Source organism: Halostagnicola sp. A-GB9-2 (genome assembly GCF_030068615.1).
In the GTDB taxonomy this organism is placed as follows: domain Archaea; phylum Halobacteriota; class Halobacteria; order Halobacteriales; family Natrialbaceae; genus Halostagnicola.
In genome coordinates this window covers 53,534-70,452 of the sequence record NZ_JASJOC010000006.1, presented here as the reverse complement: position 1 = coordinate 70,452, position 16,919 = coordinate 53,534, and the positions used below count along the sequence as shown (strand labels likewise).

Here is a 16,919-nt window from a genome sequence, read left to right as displayed (position 1 = left end):
CGGCTCGCGGGGCCAAGCGGTATTCCGCCGTGCTACAGCCGAGATCGAACCCGCTCTGCGAGCGCTTCTCGGCGCTGGTGGCTCGCTTCGGCGTCGAACTCGACGTGGAGCACTTGCGTCCCATCGCTTCGAACCGACTCTCGGTACCGTTCGGGAAACGCCGCGGGGTCGACGGTCTCGAACTCGAGGTCGTACAAGTCCGCCAGCGAGTCGAACTCGAGGCCGTGGGGCGTTTTGAACTGGCCGGTAAACGGGGGATCGAACTCCTCGATCGGAAGCATGTGGAAGATGCCGCCGCCGTCGTTGTCGAGTACGACGATGGTCGCGTCGACGTCGCAGCGGTCGACGGCGAGCAACCCGTTCGAATCGTGGTAGAAGGCCAGATCGCCGGTGACGAGCACGAGCGGGTCGTCCGTCGCGCTGCCGACGCCGAGTGCCGTGCTCGTGATCCCGTCTATGCCGCTCGCCCCGCGGTTCGCGAGCACCGTCAGCTCCGCCGGCCGCGGTTTCCCGAACCGGTCCGCGTCCCGGATCGGCATACTGTTCGAGACGAAAATCGACGCTGGATCCGGCGCTTCAGAAAAGACGGCCGAAAGGATCGACCCCTCGAGTGGGCCGTGGTCCGCTTCCGACTTCGCGTCTGCTATCGTCTGCTCGTGAACTCGCCAGTGTGTTCGCTCTGCGGTCTCGAACTCTTCCAACCAGTCCTCGGCGGTCGTTTCCCGCCCCCGAGACACCTCGAGTTCGTCCAGCACGGCGTCGATGACCGCTTCCGGTTCCGCGGCGATCAGATCGGTCGCGGTGAACGTGGCTTCGCGCCACTCGCCGGCCGGATCGACGAGGAACTGTCGAGCGGAACTGTCTGCCAGGTACTGGCGGAGCGGCTTTGACGTTGGCGACGCCCCGAACCGGAAGACGGTGTCGGGCGTCGGTAGTTTTGAGACGTACGTGTCGTAGCCACCACAAATGGGTGAATTGGTATCAGAAGCCCGGAACTGGGATCCGAACCGGCACCCGGAGAGCGGATCCGCGAGCACCGGTGCGTCGACGGCCCGCGAAAGCCGTCGGACGGGTACCGGGTCGACGCCCGGTGAATCACCACCCGAGTATCCGACGGGATCCGCCGGGCCGGCGACGATCAGCGGTCTGTTGGCCGTCTCGAGTTGGCGTGCGATAGTCCGACAATCTTCGGTCGACGGCCCCATTCGTCCCCGCGCAGTTTCGACGAAGGCTCCGTTTCGACCGTCGCCAGCGACCGTGTCCTCGACCGAGTTCGGTACCGTCTCCGACGCCTCCGTCGGCTCGAGGGGTTTCTGGAACGGACAGTTGAGGTGAACCGGTCCCGCAGGCGTCCCTCGCGTCTCCGCGAGCGCTCGAGCCGCCGTCGTTCGCAGCGAACGCACGCGCCGGCGCTGGGCTCTGGGCTCGGGGAGCTCGGCGTACCATCGAACCGAATCGCCGTAGAGCTTGACCTGGTCCACCGTCTGGTTCGCGCCGCTGTCGCGCAGTTCCGGGGGACGGTCGGCCGTGAGGACGAGCAACGGTACTCGAGCCTGATTCGCTTCGATAACGGCCGGGTGAAAGTTCGCGGCCGCCGTGCCTGACGTACAGACGAGCGCAGTCGGCTCGCCCGTCCGTCGACCTCGTCCGAGTGCGAAAAACGCCGCCGAGCGTTCGTCTAGGTGTGAAAACACCTCGATTTCGTCGTGCTGGACGAACGCGACCGTAAGCGGCGTCGAACGGCTCCCCGGCGCGATACAGACCGCCTCGAGTCCGCCCGCTGCGAGCTCCTCGACGATGATTCGGGCCCACAACGTCGCCTCGTTGGGTGCGTCCGTCATTGGAGTTCGTCGAGGATCGGTCTGAACTTGAGTTGGACCTCGTCCCACTCCTCGGCTGGGTCGCTGTCCGCGACGATTCCGTTCCCTGCAAAGAGCGTAACTGAGCTGTCGGTCGCGACCGCGGATCGAAGGCCGACGGCGAACTCGCCGTCGCCGTTCCCGTCGAACCAGCCGATCGGAGCGGCGTACCAACCGCGATCGAACGCCTCGGTCGATCGAATCGTCTCCCAGGCGTTCGTCGGCGGGACGCCGCCGACCGCGGGGGTCGGGTGAAGCGCTTCCACGATGTCGAGAACGTGACAATCATCGCTGAGCGTCGCCGAAATCGGCGTCTGGAGGTGTTGTATTGTCGCCAGCTGTCTGATCGTCTGCTCGGAAACGGTCACCGATTCCGCCAGCGGGTCGAGCTGATCTCGAATCGCCTCGACGACGAGACCGTGTTCGCGCTGTACCTTCTCGCTGTTGCGTAGTGTCGCTGCAAACTCGCTGTCGGATTCGAGGCTCTCCCCCCGCGGAACCGACCCGGCGAGCGCCTCCGTTTCGACCGTCCGGCCACGTTTGGAGACGAGTCGCTCGGGCGGTGCGCCGAAAAACGTCCCGCCCGTTTCGTGGCCGACCAAAAACCGATAGCAGTTCGGGTACTTCCTGCGCAATCGCTCGAGGGTTGCCGGAACATCGACGGGCCCGTCGAGCGTCGCCGTCAGCGATTGTGCGAGGACGACTTTGGTGAGTTCGCCCCGTTCGATGCGTTCGAGGGCGGTTTCGACCTGTTCGGTCCACTCGTCCGACGTCGTCGACCTGCTGGTCCCGTCGACGCCGGGGCCGCTACCGCTCGGGCGCATCGAAGGCAACTCTTCGAGGCGCTGTCTCCACCGCTCGAGTCGGTCTGTCGCTTCGTCTTCGTCCGTCGCGGTTGCCGTGAGCCAGACGCCGCCATTCCTTCGCGTGGCCTGAACCGTGGGAAGGACGAACGAAGCCGCCTCGAATCCGTCCCACGGTCCGTCCGGCTCGTGACCGTCGTGAAACGCCACGCCGCCGAACGCCCGCGGTCGAGCGACTGCCGGGCCGTCATACTCGAGCCGATCGAACGTTCGTCTCGCCTCGGACCGAAGCGCGTCGAATCTTCCCGGTCCGTTCGCCCGAAATCGCGTCGCAACGCCGGTCCCAGCGATTTCGAGTCCGTCGGGGGTCGCCCACTGGATGCGTGGCTCGTCGTTGCTGTCGACTACGGCCCCGAAGGAGACGCCCTCGAGTTCGCAACTGCAACTGTGATACTCGGGGACGTCTCGTGCGAGCGTTCCTGCCACCTCCCGTCCACCCGACGGTCGCTCCATCGACCATTCCTCGGGACCGGCGTGCCTTCAGCCTAACTATATCGTTCCTCACGCCACGGATTCGCCGTCTCGGAGTAACCACGGCGCTCCCAGTAGCCGAGTTCGGATTCGGTTAAAAACTCGACGCCGTCGACCCATTTCGCTCCTTTGTAGGCGTACTTGTGCGGCGTCACGACGCGAAGTGGTCCACCGTGGTCTCGGGGTAACTCCTCGCCGTCGAGTTCCCACGTGAACAGCACGTCTTCACGCATGCACTCCTCGAGAGGCAGGTCCGTCGTGTAGTCGTCCATCGCAGAGAACATGACGTGGACGGCGTCGTCCCGAACGCCCGCCAGATCGGCGAGTTCGGGGAACGAAACGCCCGTGAACTCGCGATCGAACGTGCTCCAGCCGGTCACGCAGTGAAAATCCTGGCGCTGGGTTTCGGCGGGTAGGTTCCGAAACTCCGCCCAGGAAAACGAGCGTTCTTCCTCGACTGCACCCGTAACGGTAAACTGCCAGGATTCCGGGTCGAACGGCGGCGTTCCGCTCTTGGAAAGGACCGGAAACTCGGTCGTTTCGCGCTGTCCCGGCGGAAGCCGTTCGTCCCCAAACTCCTCGTAGCAGTCGGTGACGTCTTTCATGTCCGACCGTTGGGGCCTATACAGGTAGATGTACCGCTTGAGCGAGCCGTTACACAGCGCTCGGGAATCTCGAGGTCGGCGGGGAGACAGCGTGGAGTCATGCTGCGGCTGTAACCGTGTGAATAGTCTCGCCCCCGAGGCGACAGAATTGTAAAGGATTTATAGCCAACAGTATCAGAGGGGCGAAATCGACGGCAGATGGCGACGATCCGTTCGCGATTTAGTTTGAACGCCCGTTCCCACCAGAGGCCCCGTCGACGAACAGCGAATAAATGTCGAATTCAACGGACGGCGGATCCCTCGAAACCCACCTGAAACAGTCTCTCAGGCGTTCAATTTGGTGGTACCGTTCGGAACCCTCGCCACGAATTAGTACGGTCTCGTCGACCGTGTTGATGCATGGCTTCAAAACAAGAGATGGGAACGGAAGGCGTTTCCGGAGAGCAAGCACAGGAAGTCGGCGAACAGGCACTCGGGCCCGCACTGTTAGCATCGGCCGCGTCGGTCGGGCTGTCGTGGTACTACTTTTTCATCCGCGGTGACCGCCAGCGCGGTCTCTTCGTCGGCCTCTGGCCGCCGACGATTCTCGCGTTCGCGAGCTACTTCAACCAGCGAAAAATGCGCCAGCAACTCGAGATGATCACCCAGCCCGGTTCGACCATCAAGAACACCATCGATTCGATGATGGGCAACAAGTAGTTCGGGAACAACGATTCGTATCCACGACGGCTACCGATTGCTCGAGGGCGATCCCCTCGTTTCGATCTTTCTGCCGTCGAACTGTGACGCTCGGGCCAGCTGAGTCGATTTCGTCCTGTTACTGCCGATCGTTCGTTTCGCCCCAGCGTTCCCAGGTGTGCACAATCCCCGTCAAATCTAAATACCCCCTTGCCGAAACGCGAGTCAGATGCCGAAAGTAGAGATCACTATCCCAGAACACCTCGAGATGCAAATCGCGCAAATGGTCGAGCGCGGTGAGTTCGTCAACCGTGAGGAAGCGATCGAAGACCTCCTATCGACAGGTATCAAGGCCTACAAAACGAGCGGACCGATGGACGAAGACGAAACGGGCGGCGGTGGCCTCGAAGACGACGGAATGATGGGCCACGACGACGAGTACGTCTTCTAATCGCGGTTCGATTTCTTCTCTTCAGGCGGCTAGGAGTGGAAGGGCGTAACTGATCGCCAGTCCGACGGCCAGAACGATTGCGCCGATGCCGACGTTTTTGAGCGAAAAGTCACTCATCGGCGCGGTCGTTCGGTCTGCCTCGAGATCGTGACCGATGTCTGCTCCCGAATCATCGTCCACTGTGGGTTCGCTGTCGTCTGCCATACCGAGTGCTTTCGGTTTCGATCACTTAAGACCTCCTACGTGCTCGAGAACCGGGCTGTTGGACGAGCCGTTCGGAGGACGCCTCGAATGGGCCAAGACCATGTCGTGGTCGAAACCATCAAACGCCGGTCGCCCCAACACGACGGTATGCTCACGAAACGAATCATTCCCTGTATCGACGTCGACCTCGACGACGAGGGAAATCCCGCCGTCTACACCGGCGTCCACTTCGAGGACCTGAAATACACCGGTGACCCGGTCGAAATGGCCAAAGCGTACAACGAGGCCGGTGCCGACGAGTTCGTCTTTCTCGACATCACCGCCTCCGCAGAGGGGCGAGAGACCATGCTCGACGTGGTCTCTCGCGTCGCCGACGAGGTGTTCATCCCGTTGACAGTCGGCGGTGGAATCCGGACCACCGAGGATATCAAGGAGACACTGCGCGCGGGAGCCGACAAGGTCTCAATCACCACCGGCGCACTCGAGCGGCCTGAACTCGTCAACGAGGGAGCCCGCGCCTTCGGTAGTCAGTGCATCGTAATCAGCGTCGACGCACGCCGTCGCTACGACGAAGATGGCGAGAACTACGTCGAAATCGACGGGGAGTCGTGCTGGTTTGAGTGTACCAAAAAGGGCGGCCGAGAGGGAACCGGCGTCGACGTGATCGAATGGGCCCGCGAGGTCGAGTCTCGAGGCGCGGGCGAACTGTTCGTCAACTCGATCGACCGGGACGGGACGAAAGACGGCTACGATATTCCGCTCACGACGGCGGTCTGTGAGGCGGTCGATACGCCAGTTATCGCCTCGTCGGGTTGTGGCGGCCCCGAACATATGCACGAAGTATTCACCGAAGCCGATGCCGACGCCGGACTCGCAGCCTCGATCTTTCACTTCGACGAGTACTCAGTCGCCGAGGTTAAAGACCAGTTGGCAGAGCGAGACGTTCCAGTTCGCCAGTGAGCGAATACTGCGTTCCGTCGGCGTTCAATCACCTCCTGTTTGCCCTCTCAGTGTTCGGCCTCTCTTCTCGAGCCTGCGTTTACGGATCGATCTCGAGTCCGCGCACACGAGTCAAATCTCGAGGACGGAATGCGATTCAGTATCCTTATGCACGCGCGGTCAACCGCTACTAACAGTGACGTGGCGGTGTGCGTGGTGCGACGAACCACACGAGTCGAACGATCCCCCGTGTGATAGCTGCGGCTACAACTCGTTCGTTCGAGTCGAGGACGCCGAGGCGGACGACGGCACGGTCGAGACGGCACCGACCTACGTCTGGGCCTGTACGAACTGCGGGCGAGAGCACATGCGGAACTCGCCACCCTGTGCCCGCTGTGGAAACCACACGCTCGAGAAAACCAGACAGACCTTCGAGGATGTCGACAACGATCTCGAGGTTCCCGGATGGCTCGAAGTTGCGAAACCGTACTCGCCGGTCATTGTCGTGATCGCGCTCGTCGTCGCCTTATTCGCGACCGGCATCGTCCCGTTATCGGTTCTACCGGGAGTCGGGACTGACCTTCCCGGCGAGGATACCGAAGCGGAGGGAATCAACCTCGAGGAAACGGCGCTGGTAGTCCACGAAAGACTCACTGCCGAACAGGAGGCGACCGGCGAAGCGGAAACCGACGGCGGGGATGAACTTGACGAACCGCTCGCGTACAATGACGGTCTCGAGGAGTTCGCGACCGCCGAAAACCAACGCCTCGTTGTCGATGCGTACACTGACGATGACGGCGGCGAACGCGCGAATCCAGCGGAGTTCGATCTCACCTGCGAACAGGAGCCACGGGGCTACCAGCTTCTGGCCGACTCCTCGATTGAGGAGTACGAAACCGAAAGCGAACTCGCGGACGACGTTGCGGACGAACTACTCGAGAGGATGGAGACACAGGACATCGAACGGCCGGAGTTCGACGCGGAAGGAATCGATATCCACGTTGGACCCGACGGATCGATACTCGTCCTATACACCGCGTGCTGAGACGGATATCACGTTGTGATTACGATGCGTCGTACTCAACGGTCATCTCCCAACCTGTATCGTCTTGATTCTCGAGCACTATGGCTCTCAACGATAGTGGGATCGACCGCACATCATCGAACCAGAATTAGACTGCCGCTTCGAACGCGTTGCGAAACGCCGTCGTTTTATCGCGAATGTTTCCTGCACCCTCCTCGAGCGCGTCGATCGGGTCGACGCCCGGTTCGGTCTTGATCGTCAGGATAGGTTCGGTCTGTCCACCCGACTGTTCCGGGTTCACGTCGTAGGTTGCCGCGGCGATATCCTCGTGCTCGAGGAGTGTGCCTTTGAGCACGTTCATGAACGTGTGATCCTCTCCACCGATCTCGATCGAAAGCTCGGTCTCCGTGCGTTCGGTGACCCGCAATTCCATACGATTTCATCCGAGCGTCACGTGCTTGTACCTTTCGAAGACGCCGTTCGTCCAGTTTGGGGTACCTGCTGTTCGACGAGCGCGCGAAGATAAACCCCTATACTGCTTCGCTCGAACGGGAGGGATATGGATCCGATCGGGGTCGTGCTGGGACTCATCCTCGCAGCGACGATCATCGTATCGATTGTGGCCATCAGGTGGGTGCACGAACCCGAACGGCGATGGCGAGATGTGCTTCGTTCCCGATTCGTTCTCGGCGTTCCGTGGGGAACCGTCATCGTTCTCGCGTTCGTCCTCGCCGTGTATCTCTTCGTACAGGACGGAATCTCCGATTTCAGCGATCCGGTGTCGATCCCCTATCGAGCGTGGTCGTACTACTACCCGCTCGGAATGGCCTCTGCATCGTTTACCCACGCGAGTTCGGGGCACCTTCTGAGTAACTTCTTCGGAGCGCTCGTCGTCGCACCGATCGCTGAGTACGCGTGGGGTCACTACCCGAACGGACGAGACGAGTACTCAAACGAGCGAGATAAGCATCCGAACTGGCGTGAAGAGCGCTCGATAGCGTCGATGTGGACGAATCCACGGATTCGGGCGTTCGTCATCTTTCCGCTGGCAGTCGTCGCGATCGGACTCGTCACGAGCCTGTTTGCGCTCGGTCCGGTGATCGGCTTCTCCGGCATCGTCTTCGCGTTTGCTGGCTTTGCGATCGTTCGATACCCAATTCACACGATTGTGGCGATACTCGGCGGCCAAACCATCCTGTTGACGACGTATCGGGCGCTATTGACTCCGGTCGGCGTGTATATCGCGGAACCGAGCCCTGCGATGGCTCCGTCGTGGGCGAACGTCGCCATTCAGGGCCACGCGCTCGGGTTTTTTATCGGCTTTATTCTCGGTGCGATACTCCTCCATCGTCGGAACTATCGGCCGAACGCACTTCGATTGTGGATCGCGATTCTTATCTTCGGGTTCGCACAGGGACTGTGGCAGATTTACTGGTTCGGCGATCAGAACATCTACTATCTATTCCAGGGACCTGGCATTGCGATCGTCACCGCGCTCGCACTCGTCGTTACGCTGGCAGTCACCGCCTCGGAACGGCCACTCGTTCCCACAAGAGTCCGAGAGCGATTCACTCGCTCGTCGACTGCCAGCCGCGAGATTCGTACGAATGTCACGATCGATCGTATCCTCGAGATCGGCGCCTCGAGTCGAGACAAGACGAGGGACAATCTCGAACGGGTCGACGCTATCAACCGCGGAAGCTACCCGCGTGATTCGGGCGCGTTTTCGGCGCTTAGTGGACGACAGGCCGCGTTCCTCGTTATTATCCTCGTCGTTGCGGCCATTTCTGGACCCGCGCTTCCAGTGAATCTCTTCGTCATTTCGGGAGAGACCGAGACTGCGGACAACTCGATCACCGTCGAGGATTACACGATCGAGTACGTCGAAGGCGAAGAAAACGAACTTGTCGGCGTCATCGACATCGGCGCGTTCGGGCAGGATACGACGGTCGAATCGAACGGCGTCATCGTCTCGAGCGACGAACGCCACATCTGGCAAGAGACCGTGACGGCCCATCAACTCGAGTTCAGTGGCGAAGAAACGGTTTCGGTCGGCGGCCCCGGTTGGCGAGAAACGGTCCACGCCGAACGGACCGGCTGGGTTCCGACGGGGAACGATCCGGTCTACCAGATCTGGCTCTCCGAAGCCGACGGCGAGGGACAGCTGGCGTTCACAGCAGATGAGTCGATGGCGAACGTTCAGATCGACGATCGGATGGTCACGGTCGCGACCGACGAGGACGAATTCGTTCTCGAGGTCGAACTGACCAACGACGACGGTGAGACCGTCGATTCGACGGTCGTTGAGGTTCCCGATGATGGCGAGACTGCCCAGGCCGGCGGCATCGAGTTCATCCACGAAGATGGCGGGATCTACGCGAGCACCGACGGAACGATCGTTCAAGTCGCAGAAAAAGAGGAGTACAACGAAATCAACTAACGCCACCGCGTCGGCGGTGATCGAGCGTTACTGCCGATCGCCCGAGTCCCACTCGATTCGAAACACTTCCGCCTCGAGTGTCCGGGATTCGTCGGTGTGAAACTCCAGTCGGTTATCCAGCGAAAACGTCGCGCGGAACGCGTGAGTAACGCTTCCACCGGCGTCGTCCGCGTACGATTCGACGAATTCCTGACTACCCTCGTTGTGGATCGTGTAGGATGTCGCGGCGATCGAGCGGGTCGTCTCGAGAAAGTCGCGGTCGGCGTGGCGGTTCCCTCGCTGAGCACCGAACGGTGGGTTCGAGAGCACCGTCGCGTCAGTAACTGACAACGGCGGGCGGGTGACGTCACCGCGGACCCATTCGAGAGGAGTGCGAACCATTGATTCCTCGTTCGAAACACCGTCGACGGAATGGCCGGTGAGTACAGACTGCTCGTTTCGACGAGCGAGAGCGAGCGCGTCGGGATCGGTATCGATCCCCACGACGCGGTCGCCATCGCAGAGACCAGCACCGATCGCGAGCATCCCGGTTCCGGTTCCCAGATCGACGACGGTGTCGCCGGCTAAATCTCCCTGTAACGAAGCGAAATGGCAGATATGGGCCGCGACTTCGGGCGGTGTGAGATACTGCTCTAAGTCAGCAGACGGTTCCCGAAAATCCGCAACGCCCTCTAACCGACGCGCGATCGTTCGCCTCGAGGGCACGCTCACCGCTCGAGGGGCACCGACGAATCGATCTCGAGTGCGATTCCGTCCCGTCGTGCTCGCTCGAAGCAAGCGTCGAGTGCGGGTCGAACCTTTTCGGGATTTGCCACGTCGTCGACGGAAACGTGGACCGAGCCGACGCCGAGGAACGAACCGGCGCGAACGTACTCTCGAATTCGGTCGGCTTCCCGTTGAGTGATGAGCGAACAATCTTCGTCGAACGAGACCTCGATCGTCAGCCCAGCGGGAAAGAGGCCGTTTTCCTGCAGTTCGGATTTGAGTTCGCGAAGGTAGCTGGGTGAGGTCGACTCGACGGTCTCTGCCTCGAGCCGAACGGGGGTAATGTCTTCGGGTTGACACTGTTCGATCGTTTGATCGATAGTGGGGTTCGATGACGTACTCATTGTACGGGGATACGTAAGCCGCATACAAAAGGTTTTGTAAATGTCTAGTAGTTATATCCCATTCCGTTTGAGACACTCCCGGAGTAGCTCGAACCGAGACAAATAAGTAGTCAAATTCAGCGGCGAATCGGTACTCGCTCAAGCGAGTCTGAGATAAAGTTAAGAACGTGCCGTAACAGAAACCAGTATGGAGAACTGTCCACGATGTTCGTCCCCGCTCGAGCGGCTTTCGCTCGCCGACGTGACGACGGTGACGTGTAGCCATTGTGGGTATGCTGATGTTCCTGTTGAACACGAACGGGAGTTCCCAGAACTCGAATCGTGGCGGGACGCCTTCAATCGGTTTTACGACATAACCGAGAGTACCGATGAAGAGTAAGCTGCGCCAATGGGGGTTTACAGCAGGTGAAAGCGACGGTGAAGTCGCTGTTATTCGTTCGCCGTGGCCGCTTCTACTTCTTCGTCGTCGCGGTCGTGGTCGACATCTTCGTCCGAACGGGCGGCGACGAGGCCACCACGTGCGACGCTGTAGAGCGGTTCGTTCGCGTGCGTAACGCCACTGATCGAGAACGGAATGTTCGCGTCCTCGAGGTGGTCACGGAACAGGTCCTCGAACCCGCTCGGGCTCGAGGTCCCGCCGGTGACGACGACGGGGACGTCGAGACCTTCCTCGACGTCCTCCTCGTCGACCTCGCTGACGATGTTCTCGATGACGTAATCGAGAAGGTTCTCGTAGTAAATCGAGAGGGCACCTTCGACGCCGCCGATGTCCGTCGTGAAGTCGAGTTCGAAGTCGTCTTCTTTGATCGATGTAACCTTGTCGACCGGCGTACCGGTCGCTCGAGCGGCCTGTTCGTCGACCCAGTCGCCACCGCGGGCGACGGAGAATTTCATGACAGGGACCGCGTAGTACGCCAGACAGACGTTCGTCATCCCTGCACCGAAGGAGATACCGAGACCGGTGAAGTTGTTGTCCGCGAGTTCGGAGTAGATAACGGACATCCCCTCGTTGATCGGCTCGGCGTCGTATCCCATATCGTTCAGGAACGACTCGATCGTCTTCTGATGGTAAAGCGTCGAGAGATCGTCGTCGATCGGATCTGCTGGGGTCGAGAAGTAGAGCTTTTCGTCCGGATACGTCGGTTCGCCGACGACCTGTTCGATGATGAGTTTCATCATCGGGATGGCGGACTTCTCGTCGTTCGAGAGGATCCCGTGTTTCATCGGTCGCCGCGTTTCCTTGTTAAAGATGTTCGCGAAGTTCAGCGCGTCGTCGCCAACGACGTACACTTTGTCGTCCTTTCGGATGTGGAGGACTTCGCTTCGGGAGAGCATCTGCTCGGCCATATCCGAGTACTCTATCTCTACGAAGGAGTTGCGTTGCTGTACGAATACCGTGTCGTCGCCATCCTGTTGGGCAGACAGGATGTTCATTGTCCCAACGTCTAGGCCTTTGGCCATAGTTTGGGAAGGCCACCGACAACTTATAAATCTATGTGGATTATTTTTATCTCGAACACGGTAACGAGAACTGACAGTTGTCCCGTTGCAACGGAATTAATTTCGACCTAAGAGTTCGCGCAACCGTTCGGCAACTGAACCGACCGGTTTTGTCACGGTCTCGAGGGCACGGCTTGAGTCGTCCGTCGCCATTTCTTCGGCCCGCTTTTGTTCCCTGAGTTCTTTGAGTTTCGCCGTCTGGTCCTCGACGGACGAACTCGAGGTCGTTGTCTTCGTTTCGCCGCCTTTGAGCCCCTTGAGCCCCGCCACCTGCGAATCGACGCCGGACGATCGGGTCGTCGTTGCGGTATTGTCAATCTCGACGTTGTCGAACTCGTGACCGCTAAAACTCAGGCTCGTATTGTCGCCCTTTTCGACGCCGCCCCAGGAGAGTTCGACGTCTTCCATCGCGGCGTCGATATCCTGTTGAATCTCCGCATCGGTATAGGACTCGTCCGCCTCTTCTTCCTTGAGCGAACTCCCGCCCCCGACTCCAGCCGATTGTGCGAGCTCGAGATAGTGAGCGATCAGTGCGCCGCCTGTCGACGCGATGAGTCCCGCGACGCCGACCGCGTACACTGCGACAACTTCCACCGTGTAATCCTGTCCGTGGCCGTTCCAGTCTAGGGGGTACGCATAGAAGAATCCCATGACGGCAACGAATGTCACCGTTGCACCCGCTACGGACGTATACAACATCCGTCGGTTCGAGGGTAACAAAACGACTATGCCGAGCATCATCGCCGGAAGCGACAGCATCCCGAACCCGTAGGCCGGTTCCGTCCACATTACATACGTCGTCGACCGGGGTTCGTGGGTGCTCCCCCAAATAAAAAGCACCAATGCTGTAACCGCGAGTCCGATACCACCGAAGAACAGGCCAAATCCAACATAGATGTCGTTTCGACCCGACGGCTCGCCAATGTATTGGCGGTAGAGGTCGAATAGGTATCCGTCCGAATCGCCTCGTGCTACCATTGACACCCCATTTAGACTGCAGTACCATGACTTTTCGGACCACGAGAACGTGACGATACCCAACAGTACCCTCTCAGTGTCGCCAAACTCGGTTGGAAAATTATCCCTCCATGACGAGGGCCGAAAGGACCGATTTCGTAATTGGGACGGAAAGCGCCGCCGTTTTACGTGCGCCCACGAATGAAATTGTAATGAGCCAGCAGTCGGAGTACAGCGAGGGAGACCTCCGAAACACCGGGATGAGCCTCAAGCACGATCGAGAGTGGGACTACGAACTCGAGCGGATCGTCGACGAGATTAACGAACGCGACGCCACCAAAGTCGGACTTCAGTTCCCAGAAGGCCTCAAGCGCCGCGGGCCGAAGGTCGCAGACGACCTCCGAGAACGCGTCGGCGAGGACGTGACGATCATGCTCTCGGGACAGCCCTGTTACGGAGCCTGCGACCTCGATACGTACCTGATGAAACGCACCGACGTCTTCGTTCACTTCGGCCACTCGCCGATGAAGGACACGGACAAGGTGATCTACGTGCCCCTGTTCTCGAACGTCGACGTCACGCCGATCATGGACGAAGCCCTCGAGACGCTCGAGGATCCCGAAGACGACCCCGATGTCGGCCTCGTGACAACCGCCCAGCACATGAACCTCTACGAGGAAATGAAAGCGTTCCTCGAGGAGCACGGCTACGACGTCGACAGCCGTCGCGGCGACGAGCGATTGACCCACGAAGGGCAGGTGCTCGGATGTAACTACGCGAGTGCGGACGTGCCGGCGAATCAGATCCTCTACGTCGGCGGCGGCAAGTTCCACCCGCTGGGCCTTGCGATGGAACACCCCGACAAACACGTCGTCATCGCCGATCCGGTCAACAACGTCGTCACCGTCGCGGATACTGAAAAGTTCATGAAACAGCGCTACGGCGCGATCCACCGCGCGATGGACGCCAAAAAGTGGGGCGTCATCTTCTGTACCAAAATCGGCCAGGGTCGCTGGGAGCAAGCCCAGGACATTCTCGACGAAAACGACAACGCCTACCTCATCACGATGGACGAAGTCACGCCAGACCGGCTTCGGAACTTCGACATGGACGCGTTCGTCAACACCGGCTGTCCGCGGATCACGACCGACGACGGCCCGCAGTTCCACAAGCCGATGCTTACCCCCGGCGAGTACGAAATCGCCGTCGGCCACGAACCGCTCGATAGCCTCGAGTTCGATACCTTCCACGGTACCTGGTAAGGCAGTTTCAGTAATCTGCCACTCATAAAACATTTATGAGCCTCAACTCTCGATAGAGGCATGTCCCCCATCGCGGTCCCAGTGAGTGTCGAGCTGGGTTCATTGCTCGGTTCCATCACACAGGTGAGCCCTGACCTCAATCACCGACTCCTCCCACGGTTTCGATCCTCGGCGAAATCGTCGGTCAGTTCGTGAGAACGTTGCTCATCGGGACGCTCGTTCTCGCAATTGCACCGGAATCGTCGAAGCGAAACGTCGACCGTATGCGCTCCCTGCCCGGTGAGTCGTTCCTGTACGGACTGCTGGCACTCGTTATCGCTATTGGAAGCGCAGTCGTTCTCATCATCACGATCGTCGGTGTGTTGGTACTTATTCCCGGCATGATCGTTTTCGTGATCGCCCTCTTGCTCGGCAGCGTTTTGGCAACGGTTGCGGTTGGAACCTCGCTCGTCGGCGGGTCACGGTATTGGCAAGGATTGGTCGTTGGAGCACTGCTCGTTTCTCTCGTCTCTGCAGTCCCGGTGCTCGGTGGCATACTGGATTTCGTTCTCGTGATCACCGGACTTGGATCGTTCGCGCTGGGATTAGGGAAGGGAGAGTGAGCCGATCCCAGACAACCCCTGGAAAATTGCAGTCCGAAATACGACACGGAGCGGTCGTTTTTACGATTTGTGCGATTACACTGGATCCGTTGCAACGAGCGAACAGTGCTAGCGGAGCGACTGTTCATTCGAACAATCCTACAGAGTTTGGGAACGTGCTTAATGAGATGGCGTCCCCAGAAGCAGTAATGACGAACTATGCGTACGGTCCGACGAGTAAACATGCAACTGGCGACGAGAAACAACTCGATGCCGTGCTTAACGCGATTGCTAGCCCTGTTCGGCGGCGTCTCGTTACACTGTTATTCGACTCGCCAATGTCAACGGTCGCGGCGTCGGACCTCGCGAAACGACTCGAGAGCAGCGACGAAGAGCTACAAACCGGGTCTATCGAGTCTCTTCTGGTCGATTTGCACCATCGGCATCTTCCGGTTCTTTCGGATGCGGGATTGATCGCCTACGATACCGAGACCAGGCGCGCGACGGCAGCCGTCGACCCCGCCGATCTCGAGGCAGATATTCAAGACATCTGTGAGTTTTCAGAAAAAAACGCCGAAGAAATGGATGCGCTGTTCGATGCGGTAGCCGATCCGCGTCGTCGATACGTTCTCGAAAGTCTCGCAGAAAAATCCCACGCTATAACGGTCGAGTCAGTTTCGGTCGAGCTCAGCCAGCGACTTCGAGACGACCAAAACCGACCGGTTTCGACCGGGGACTGGAAGCGCATTCAAGGACTCATCACCCACACGGATCTGCCGCTGCTCGCCGACGCCGGGCTGATCGAGTACGATCCTGACGCGAACCTGGTTCGGTCCCAAATACCAGATGACCGAGACGACGAGGCAGCAATGATCGTTGACCTTTCGGCCTCGGCCTAGTGAGAATTCAACCACTGGACCGACTCTTCTCGAAGCGTTCCGTCGAAAACGGTCCGACCCCAGCTATCGCGAACTGAAGCCGAAACGACAACACTTACGCACTCACTCCGAACAAACACACGTATGACAACGAGCGACTGGGACGAGTGGCTTGTTCGTGCGATTGAGGATGCTGACCCGGATGGCGTCGCTATCTGGTACTTCGGCTGTAACGGATTCGCACTGAAAGGGACCGACGGGACGACGGTGTTTATTGATCCCTACGTGGGAATCGGAGACCCACCGCGGACCGTTCGGATGATTCCGATCCCCTTCGATCCGGCAGATATCACCGACGCCGATGCGATCCTCGCAACGCACGAACACACGGACCACGTCGACGGCCCGAGCCAGGCCCCGATTCTCGAGAACACCGGTACCACGCTGTACGGCCCCGACGACAGCCTCGCCGTCACTCGAGAGGAGGGCTGGACCGACGAGTGGGACGTTACCGACGAGCAGTTCGAAGAGGTTACGGAGGGCAATACAGTCGAAATCGGCGAGTTTACCGTACACATCGAGAAGGCGAACGATCCCGACGCAACCCATCCGGTTAGCTACGTTATCGAGCACGAGGCGGGAACGTTCTTCCACGGCGGCGATACGAAACCGTCGGACGAGTTCGAGCGAATCGGCGACGAATACGATATCGACATCGGCGTCCTCGCGTTCGGCACCGTCGGCAACGTTCCCGATAAGGAGACCGGCGAGCCGAAACGAACCCGCTGGTACAACGACGAAAACCAGATCATCGAGGCGGCGAGCGCACTCGAACTCGACACCCTCTGTCCGAGTCACTGGGACATGTGGCGAGGGCTGACCGCGGACCCGAAGGCACTCTTTCACCATGCGAACAGTTTCGAATATCCAACGGACCTCGAGATCATCGAAATCGGAGACAGAGTCGACCTCTGATCCGTCTGTGGGTTCGGTCCGTTTCCTGCACTCGCCGAGCCGGAATGGCCAATTTTTGGGCATTTTAGCCTCCTGACGGTTCAAATCGCCACTGCCGACACTGCCGTGCAATTTATAGTAATG

Annotated in this window: 19 protein-coding genes; 10 read left to right on the top strand and 9 right to left on the bottom strand. The window is 59.6% G+C overall.

Annotation, left to right across the window (positions count from 1 at the left end):
- Positions 1–32: 32 nt before the first annotated feature.
- From menD to QNM96_RS15055, 3 genes are read right to left on the bottom strand one after another with little or no spacing between them, the layout of a single operon-like run.
- A complete protein-coding gene (gene menD, locus QNM96_RS15065) occupies positions 33–1,841 on the bottom strand; it encodes a 2-succinyl-5-enolpyruvyl-6-hydroxy-3-cyclohexene-1-carboxylic-acid synthase (RefSeq protein ID WP_283837378.1) in 1,809 nt (602 codons plus the stop codon).
- Positions 1,838–3,175: an isochorismate synthase gene (locus tag QNM96_RS15060; RefSeq protein WP_283837377.1), complete on the bottom strand. Its 1,338-nt coding sequence runs from the start codon at positions 3,173–3,175 to the stop codon at positions 1,838–1,840. Before QNM96_RS15060 ends, menD begins: the two co-directional genes overlap by 4 nt.
- A gap of 32 nt (positions 3,176–3,207) precedes the next feature.
- Positions 3,208–3,798 carry a sulfite oxidase-like oxidoreductase gene (locus tag QNM96_RS15055; protein WP_283837375.1) on the bottom strand — a complete coding sequence of 197 codons (591 nt, stop codon included), beginning with the start codon at positions 3,796–3,798 and terminating at the stop codon, positions 3,208–3,210.
- 399 nt (positions 3,799–4,197) lie between these two features.
- Here QNM96_RS15055 and QNM96_RS15050 point away from each other — a divergent pair, with 399 nt between their 5' ends.
- Both QNM96_RS15050 and QNM96_RS15045 read left to right on the top strand, forming a co-directional pair.
- On the top strand, positions 4,198–4,497 hold the full coding sequence (locus QNM96_RS15050; protein ID WP_283837374.1) for a hypothetical protein: 300 nt from the start codon (positions 4,198–4,200) through the stop codon (positions 4,495–4,497).
- Positions 4,498–4,705: 208 nt separating this feature from the next.
- Positions 4,706–4,927, top strand: a complete 222-nt coding sequence (locus tag QNM96_RS15045) for a ribbon-helix-helix domain-containing protein (RefSeq protein ID WP_283837373.1) — start codon at positions 4,706–4,708, stop codon at positions 4,925–4,927.
- Positions 4,928–4,948: 21 nt separating this feature from the next.
- On the opposite strand, the gene QNM96_RS15040 is transcribed toward QNM96_RS15045, so the two are convergent.
- Positions 4,949–5,131, bottom strand: a complete 183-nt coding sequence (locus QNM96_RS15040) for a hypothetical protein (protein WP_283837372.1) — start codon at positions 5,129–5,131, stop codon at positions 4,949–4,951.
- Positions 5,132–5,278: 147 nt separating this feature from the next.
- On the opposite strand from QNM96_RS15040, the gene hisF reads away from it, so the two are divergent.
- Positions 5,279–6,091, top strand: coding sequence for an imidazole glycerol phosphate synthase subunit HisF (gene hisF / locus QNM96_RS15035; RefSeq protein WP_283837659.1), 813 nt, complete (start codon positions 5,279–5,281; stop codon positions 6,089–6,091).
- Between the two features lie 175 nt (positions 6,092–6,266).
- Positions 6,267–7,115: a hypothetical protein gene (locus tag QNM96_RS15030; protein WP_283837371.1), complete on the top strand. Its 849-nt coding sequence runs from the start codon at positions 6,267–6,269 to the stop codon at positions 7,113–7,115.
- 127 nt (positions 7,116–7,242) lie between these two features.
- Here QNM96_RS15030 and QNM96_RS15025 read toward each other — a convergent pair whose 3' ends face one another.
- Complete coding sequence (locus QNM96_RS15025) at positions 7,243–7,527, bottom strand: DNA-directed RNA polymerase subunit L (RefSeq protein WP_283837370.1); 285 nt, start codon at positions 7,525–7,527, stop codon at positions 7,243–7,245.
- A gap of 126 nt (positions 7,528–7,653) precedes the next feature.
- Here QNM96_RS15025 and QNM96_RS15020 point away from each other — a divergent pair, with 126 nt between their 5' ends.
- Complete coding sequence (locus tag QNM96_RS15020; protein WP_283837368.1) at positions 7,654–9,534, top strand: rhomboid family intramembrane serine protease; 1,881 nt, start codon at positions 7,654–7,656, stop codon at positions 9,532–9,534.
- 27 nt (positions 9,535–9,561) lie between these two features.
- Here the strand turns inward: QNM96_RS15020 and QNM96_RS15015 are convergent, their stop codons facing one another.
- Complete coding sequence (locus tag QNM96_RS15015) at positions 9,562–10,245, bottom strand: METTL5 family protein (RefSeq protein WP_283837366.1); 684 nt, start codon at positions 10,243–10,245, stop codon at positions 9,562–9,564.
- A complete protein-coding gene (locus QNM96_RS15010; protein ID WP_283837364.1) occupies positions 10,242–10,643 on the bottom strand; it encodes a hypothetical protein in 402 nt (133 codons plus the stop codon). The genes QNM96_RS15015 and QNM96_RS15010 overlap by 4 nt, the downstream gene beginning before the upstream one ends.
- A gap of 187 nt (positions 10,644–10,830) precedes the next feature.
- On the opposite strand from QNM96_RS15010, the gene QNM96_RS15005 reads away from it, so the two are divergent.
- Positions 10,831–11,022 carry a hypothetical protein gene (locus QNM96_RS15005; protein WP_283837362.1) on the top strand — a complete coding sequence of 64 codons (192 nt, stop codon included), beginning with the start codon at positions 10,831–10,833 and terminating at the stop codon, positions 11,020–11,022.
- Positions 11,023–11,072: 50 nt separating this feature from the next.
- Here the strand turns inward: QNM96_RS15005 and QNM96_RS15000 are convergent, their stop codons facing one another.
- Complete coding sequence (locus QNM96_RS15000) at positions 11,073–12,104, bottom strand: hypothetical protein (RefSeq protein WP_283837360.1); 1,032 nt, start codon at positions 12,102–12,104, stop codon at positions 11,073–11,075.
- Positions 12,105–12,200: 96 nt separating this feature from the next.
- Positions 12,201–13,121 carry a permease gene (locus tag QNM96_RS14995; RefSeq protein ID WP_283837359.1) on the bottom strand — a complete coding sequence of 307 codons (921 nt, stop codon included), beginning with the start codon at positions 13,119–13,121 and terminating at the stop codon, positions 12,201–12,203.
- Between the two features lie 191 nt (positions 13,122–13,312).
- Between QNM96_RS14995 and dph2 the strand changes: the two genes are divergently transcribed.
- The 4 genes from dph2 (at position 13,313) to QNM96_RS14975 (ending at position 16,796) form a co-directional block, all read left to right on the top strand.
- Positions 13,313–14,362: a diphthamide biosynthesis enzyme Dph2 gene (gene dph2 / locus QNM96_RS14990; protein WP_283837357.1), complete on the top strand. Its 1,050-nt coding sequence runs from the start codon at positions 13,313–13,315 to the stop codon at positions 14,360–14,362.
- A gap of 191 nt (positions 14,363–14,553) precedes the next feature.
- The gene (locus QNM96_RS14985; RefSeq protein ID WP_283837355.1) at positions 14,554–14,964 is read left to right on the top strand and encodes a hypothetical protein; all 411 of its coding nucleotides are present in this window, start codon (positions 14,554–14,556) and stop codon (positions 14,962–14,964) included.
- 317 nt (positions 14,965–15,281) lie between these two features.
- Entirely contained in the window at positions 15,282–15,842 is a 561-nt protein-coding gene (locus tag QNM96_RS14980; RefSeq protein ID WP_283837354.1) for a hypothetical protein, read from the top strand.
- 123 nt (positions 15,843–15,965) lie between these two features.
- Complete coding sequence (locus QNM96_RS14975; RefSeq protein ID WP_283837352.1) at positions 15,966–16,796, top strand: MBL fold metallo-hydrolase; 831 nt, start codon at positions 15,966–15,968, stop codon at positions 16,794–16,796.
- Positions 16,797–16,919 lie beyond the last annotated feature (123 nt).

Excerpts from the sequence above, each read along its gene's own strand:
- QNM96_RS15050 (WP_283837374.1), top strand. The coding sequence starts at position 4,198 with ATGGCTTCAAAACAAGAGATGGGAACGGAAGGCGTTTCCGGAGAGCAA.
- QNM96_RS15055 (WP_283837375.1), bottom strand. The coding sequence starts at position 3,798 with ATGAAAGACGTCACCGACTGCTACGAGGAGTTTGGGGACGAACGGCTT.
- QNM96_RS15045 (WP_283837373.1), top strand. The coding sequence starts at position 4,706 with ATGCCGAAAGTAGAGATCACTATCCCAGAACACCTCGAGATGCAAATC.
- QNM96_RS14975 (WP_283837352.1), top strand. The coding sequence starts at position 15,966 with ATGACAACGAGCGACTGGGACGAGTGGCTTGTTCGTGCGATTGAGGAT.
- QNM96_RS15025 (WP_283837370.1), bottom strand. The coding sequence starts at position 7,527 with ATGGAATTGCGGGTCACCGAACGCACGGAGACCGAGCTTTCGATCGAG.
- QNM96_RS14980 (WP_283837354.1), top strand. The coding sequence starts at position 15,282 with ATGTCAACGGTCGCGGCGTCGGACCTCGCGAAACGACTCGAGAGCAGC.
- QNM96_RS15060 (WP_283837377.1), bottom strand. The coding sequence starts at position 3,175 with ATGGAGCGACCGTCGGGTGGACGGGAGGTGGCAGGAACGCTCGCACGA.
- QNM96_RS15000 (WP_283837360.1), bottom strand. The coding sequence starts at position 12,104 with ATGGCCAAAGGCCTAGACGTTGGGACAATGAACATCCTGTCTGCCCAA.
- QNM96_RS15010 (WP_283837364.1), bottom strand. The coding sequence starts at position 10,643 with ATGAGTACGTCATCGAACCCCACTATCGATCAAACGATCGAACAGTGT.
- QNM96_RS15040 (WP_283837372.1), bottom strand. The coding sequence starts at position 5,131 with ATGGCAGACGACAGCGAACCCACAGTGGACGATGATTCGGGAGCAGAC.
- QNM96_RS15005 (WP_283837362.1), top strand. The coding sequence starts at position 10,831 with ATGGAGAACTGTCCACGATGTTCGTCCCCGCTCGAGCGGCTTTCGCTC.
- hisF (WP_283837659.1), top strand. The coding sequence starts at position 5,279 with ATGCTCACGAAACGAATCATTCCCTGTATCGACGTCGACCTCGACGAC.
- dph2 (WP_283837357.1), top strand. The coding sequence starts at position 13,313 with ATGAGCCAGCAGTCGGAGTACAGCGAGGGAGACCTCCGAAACACCGGG.
- menD (WP_283837378.1), bottom strand. The coding sequence starts at position 1,841 with ATGACGGACGCACCCAACGAGGCGACGTTGTGGGCCCGAATCATCGTC.
- QNM96_RS15020 (WP_283837368.1), top strand. The coding sequence starts at position 7,654 with ATGGATCCGATCGGGGTCGTGCTGGGACTCATCCTCGCAGCGACGATC.
- QNM96_RS14995 (WP_283837359.1), bottom strand. The coding sequence starts at position 13,121 with ATGGTAGCACGAGGCGATTCGGACGGATACCTATTCGACCTCTACCGC.